Below are 4,949 nucleotides of genomic sequence, written 5' to 3'. Positions count from 1 at the left end.
GCCGGTCGTCCCGGTGGCGGCGGTCGTCCCGGCGCTCCGTTCCAGCAGCGTCCCGGCGGCCCCGGTCGTCCCGGCGGTGCCGGTGGCGGCTTCCAGCGCCCCGGTGGCGGTGCCCCGGCCGGTGGTTTCGCCGGTCGTCCCGGTGGCGGCGGTGGCCGTGGCCGTGGCCCCGGCGGCGGTACCGCGGGTGCCTTCGGTAAGGGCGGCGGCAAGTCCAAGCAGCGTAAGTCGCGTCGGGCGAAGCGGCAGGAATTCGAGATGCGGTCGGCGCCGGTCGTCGGCGGCGTCAACGTCTCGAAGGGTAACGGCGAGATCATCCGCCTGCGTCGCGGTGCCTCCATCGCCGACTTCGCGGACAAGCTCGAGGCCCTGCGCGGCTACACCGTGCAGCCCGGCACGCTCGTGACCATCCTGTTCAACCTGGGTGAGATGGCCACCGCGACCGAGTCGCTCGACGAGGCCACCTTCGAGGTGCTCGGTGCCGAGCTCGGCTACAAGATCCAGATGGTCTCGCCCGAGGACGAAGACAAGGAGCTCCTCGAGGGCTTCGGTCTCGACCTCGATGCCGAGCTCGAGGCCGAGAGCGAGGACGATCTCGAGATCCGTCCTCCCGTGGTCACCGTCATGGGCCACGTCGACCACGGTAAGACGCGACTGCTCGACGCCATCCGCCAGACCAATGTGGTCGCGGGCGAGGCCGGCGGCATCACGCAGCACATCGGTGCGTACCAGATCTGGACCGAGCACGAGGGCATCGAGCGCGCGATCACCTTCATCGACACCCCGGGTCACGAGGCGTTCACCGCCATGCGTGCCCGTGGTGCCCAGGTGACCGACATCGCGATCCTCGTGGTCGCGGCCGACGACGGCATCATGCCCCAGACGGTCGAGGCGCTGAACCACGCTCAGGCGGCGAACGTGCCGATCGTGGTCGCGGTGAACAAGGTCGACAAGCCCGACGCCAACCCCGCCAAGGTGCGCCAGCAGCTCACCGAGTACGGTCTGGTCGCCGAGGAGTACGGCGGCGACGTCATGTTCGTCGACGTCTCGGCCCGACAGAACCTCAACATCCAGGCCCTCCTGGATGCGGTGCTGCTCACCGCCGACGCCGGTCTCGACCTCACGGCCAACCCGAACAAGGCGGCCCGCGGTGTCGCGATCGAAGCGAAGCTCGACAAGGGTCGCGGTTCGGTCGCCACGGTGCTGATCCAGTCCGGAACGCTGCGCGTCGGTGACGCGATCGTCGCCGGCACGGCCTACGGCCGCGTCCGCGCGATGATGGACGAGAACGGCGAAGCGGTCGAAGAGGCCTACCCGTCGCGTCCCGTGCAGGTGCAGGGTCTCAACTCGGTCCCGCGCGCCGGCGACGTCTTCATCGTCACCGAGGAAGACCGCACCGCCCGTCAGATCGCCGAGAAGCGCGAAGCAGCCGAGCGCAACGCCCAGCTGGCCAAGGCCCGCAAGCGCATCTCGCTCGAGGACTTCACCCGCGCTCTCGAAGAGGGCAAGGTCGAGTCGCTCAACCTCATCATCAAGGGCGACGTGTCGGGTGCCGTCGAGGCGCTCGAGGAGTCGCTGCTCAAGATCGAGGTCGACGACAGCGTCCAGCTGCGCATCATCCACCGCGGTGTGGGTGCGATCACCGAGTCGGACATCAACCTGGCCACGATCGACAACGCGATCGTGATCGGCTTCAACGTCCGCCCCGACACGAAGGCCCGCGAGCGTGCCGCCCGCGAGGGTGTCGACGTGCGGTTCTACTCGGTCATCTACAACGCGATCGACGACGTCGAGCAGTCGCTCAAGGGCCTGCTCAAGCCGGAGTTCGAAGAGGTGCAGTCGGGTGTCGCCGAGATCCGCGAGGTGTTCCGCTCCTCGAAGTTCGGCAACATCGCCGGTGTCATCGTGCGATCGGGAACGATCACGCGAAACGCCAAGGCTCGCGTCATCCGCGACGGTGTCGTGCTGGCCGACGGCCTGCAGATCGAGTCGCTGCGTCGGTTCAAGGACGACGTCACCGAGGTGCGTACGGACTTCGAAGCCGGTATCGGCCTCGGCAAGTTCAACGACATCCAGATCGGTGACGAGATCGAGACCACCGAAATGGTCGAGAAGCCGCGAGGCTGATCATGCATCGGGCGGGAGCCGCGTCTTCGGGCGCGGCTCCCGCTCGGGCTTTCAGCAGGGAAGATGAAGGAGAAGGACGTGGCAGGAGAGCGACAGGCTCGAGTGGCGGACCGCATCCGTGTGGTGCTCGCCGAGCGGCTCGAGAAGGGGCTGCGCGACCCGCGGCTCGGATTCGTCACCATCACCGACGTGCGCGTCACCGGTGACCTCCAGCACGCCTCGGTGTTCTACACCGTCATGGGCGACGAGGCGCACCGCAACGACACCGCGGCGGCGCTGAAGTCGGCGACCGGCATGCTGCGCAGCGAGGTGGGAAAGAACCTCAACACGCGGCTCACCCCGACGCTCGAGTTCATCCTCGATGCGATTCCCGAGAACGCCGATCACATCTCCGCGCTGCTGCGCGAGGCGCGCGAGCGCGACGAGTCGGTCGCGGGCCTGGCCGCCTCCGCCAGCTACGCCGGTGAAGCCGATCCGTACGTGAAGCCGCGCGAGCACGACGACCTCGACGAAGACGAGGACGACGAGCCGGAGCAGGGCGGGGAAGAGCACGACGACCGGGCCTGAACCCGCTGAGACGACGGCCGGATGCCACCTCCCTCGGGGTGGCATCCGGCCGTCGCCGTCCGACCGATGCGAACCTCCCTCTCGCGGGGGAGGTGTCCGTCCGGCCCCCGTTCTAGGTTCGACGTATGCACGTACAGACTCGACCTGATTGGCCGGCCGTCGCCGTTTTCGCGCTGACGTCGTTGGCTTTGTCCTGGCTGATCGCCCTTCCCCTTTGGCTGGGCGGACGCGGGCTCGACGACCCCTTCTTCGGTCTGGTCGCCGCGGGGATGATGTTCACTCCCGCCCTGGCCACCGTGGCGGCTCTTCTCGTCCAGCGTCGTACCCGCGGACGGAGAGGAGCACGCGTCGTCCTCCGCGAGCTCGGGATGTGGCCGCTGCGTCCCGCGGCGCGGACGATCTGGACGTGCGTCGCCGTCATCTTCGCGGCTCCCGTGCTGGTGGCGTCGGGTCTGTTCGTGATGTCGGTCACCGGCATCCTGACCCTCGACCTCGTAGGTTTCTCGGGCTTCGCCCAGACGTTGCAGAACGCCGTACCGGCGGGAACGCCCCTTCCGCCGATGGGGATGCTGGTGGTCGTGCAGCTTGCGAGCATTCCGCTGGGGGCGCTGTTCAACGCGCCCCTGGCCTTCGGCGAGGAACTCGGCTGGCGCGGCTGGCTGCTGCCGGCCCTCCGGCCGCTCGGAACCTGGCCCGCCCTTCTCGTCTCGGGGGCCTTCTGGGGGCTCTGGCACGCGCCGCTGATCCTGCTCGGCTACAACTTCGCCGAGCCGAACGCTCTGGGGGTGGTGCTGATGATCGTCGGGTGCGTGCTCTTCGGCATCCTGCTCGGGTGGACGCGCCTGCGCACCGCGTCGGTATGGCCCGCGGTGTTCGCCCACGGAGCGTTCAACGCCTCGGCGGGAATGGTCGCGCTGTTCGTCGCTGCCGGGGCGCCCACGCCCCCGTTGATGGTCATCTCACCCCTCGGAGCGGTCATGTGGGGCGTCTTCGCGGTCGTCATCGCCGTTCTGGTTCTGCTCGGGCAGTTCCGTCCCGCGCGCCTGGCCGCCGAACTGGGTCCCGATCCTCGACAGCCGCGTGCGGAGGCCGCGCCGACGTCAGCCTGAGTCCCCCCGGGCGGCGACGGGTGCGCCGTCGTGCGGATTCGGGTCGACGCGCCGCGCACACGGCCGCGAACGCGGCGTGACGGCGGCGGAGTCCGCAGGACGGTACCGCCGCGAGACGGCGGCGGGGGGAGTCGCCGCCGCGGAGCGGGAAGCGGTCAGCGGGGGAGATGGAGCAGGTCGTCCTCGATCTCGACCAGGCCGTCGGCCACCAGGGAGTCGATCGCGCGATCGCGTTGACGGGCATCCGGCCAGTCCGGCAGGACCGCGAACATCGGTACGGGAGCGGGCGCGGTCTCGCGCAGGGCCTTGAGGACGGCACCGCGCGCCTGCCGGTCGCTGCCCTCGTACTTTGCCTGCCGTCGGCGGCGATCCTCGGACTCGGGGTAGCCGGCCGCCCGCCACGCGCACTGCGCGGCCAGCGGGCAGATGTCGCACTTCGGCGCTCGGGCCGTGCAGACGATCGCGCCGAGTTCCATCGCCGCGGCGTTCACGATCGCCGACGCGGCGACGTCGTCGGGCAGCTCGGCATCCATCCGTTCGAGGTCGCGGCGGTGAGGGGGACCCGGTTGCGCACTCCCCTCGACGGCGCGGGCGAGGACACGGCGGGTGTTCGTGTCGACGACCGGATGCCGATCCCCGTACGCGAAGACCGCGACGGCACGCGCGGTGTAATCGCCGATGCCGGTCAGGGCCAGGAGAGCATCGATGTCGCGCGGCACGACCCCGTCGTGTCGGTCGCGGATCTCGACCGCCGCGCGGTGCAGCCACAGGGCGCGACGGGGGTAACCGAGGTTCGCCCACTGCGTCACGGCGTCGGCGGGCGGTGAGGAGGCCAGGTCGGTGGGCGTGGGCCAGCGCGCGAGCCACGCCTCCAGGTGCGGGATCACGCGGGCCACCGGGGTCTGCTGCAGCATGAACTCGCTGACGAGCGTCCCCCAGGCGCCGAAGCCGTCTCGACGCCAGGGGAGGTCGCGGGCCGCGTCGCGGTACCACGCGATGAGCGGGGCGGCGAGTCCTGGCATCCCTCCAGCCTAGGAGGCCGCAGGGCGACCGGAGTGCGCCGAGAAACGCTCATCGTCGCGAGACATGCGGTGCGGCGGGGTGTCTCACACGAATCGGCGTTTCTCGACGCGGGGTGCGACGCGG

The 4,949-nt window shown here is 70.0% G+C and carries 4 protein-coding genes; 3 read left to right on the top strand and 1 reads right to left on the bottom strand.

Annotated features, from left to right (window positions below; genetic code table 11):
- From infB to NS220_RS17890, 3 genes are all read left to right on the top strand, one after another.
- On the top strand, positions 1-2,127 hold a 2,127-nt coding region (gene infB, locus NS220_RS17900), incomplete at its 5' end, for a translation initiation factor IF-2 (protein WP_058625344.1).
- 78 nt (positions 2,128-2,205) lie between these two features.
- Positions 2,206-2,694, top strand: coding sequence for a 30S ribosome-binding factor RbfA (rbfA, locus tag NS220_RS17895; protein WP_058625343.1), 489 nt, complete (start codon positions 2,206-2,208; stop codon positions 2,692-2,694).
- A gap of 125 nt (positions 2,695-2,819) precedes the next feature.
- A complete protein-coding gene (locus NS220_RS17890) occupies positions 2,820-3,803 on the top strand; it encodes a CPBP family intramembrane glutamic endopeptidase (protein WP_058625342.1) in 984 nt (327 codons plus the stop codon).
- 155 nt (positions 3,804-3,958) lie between these two features.
- Here the strand turns inward: NS220_RS17890 and NS220_RS17885 are convergent, their stop codons facing one another.
- On the bottom strand, positions 3,959-4,825 hold the full coding sequence (locus tag NS220_RS17885) for an A/G-specific adenine glycosylase (RefSeq protein ID WP_058625341.1): 867 nt from the start codon (positions 4,823-4,825) through the stop codon (positions 3,959-3,961).
- Positions 4,826-4,949: the final 124 nt, after the last annotated feature.

This window comes from Microbacterium testaceum, assembly GCF_001476655.1.
GTDB lineage: Bacteria > Actinomycetota > Actinomycetes > Actinomycetales > Microbacteriaceae > Microbacterium > Microbacterium testaceum_C.
This window is presented reverse-complemented; position numbering and strand designations above follow the sequence as displayed.

Bases quoted from the DNA above. Each gene is read 5' to 3' on its own strand.
- NS220_RS17890 (WP_058625342.1), top strand. From the start codon at position 2,820: ATGCACGTACAGACTCGACCTGATTGGCCGGCCGTCGCCGTTTTCGCG.
- NS220_RS17885 (WP_058625341.1), bottom strand. From the start codon at position 4,825: ATGCCAGGACTCGCCGCCCCGCTCATCGCGTGGTACCGCGACGCGGCC.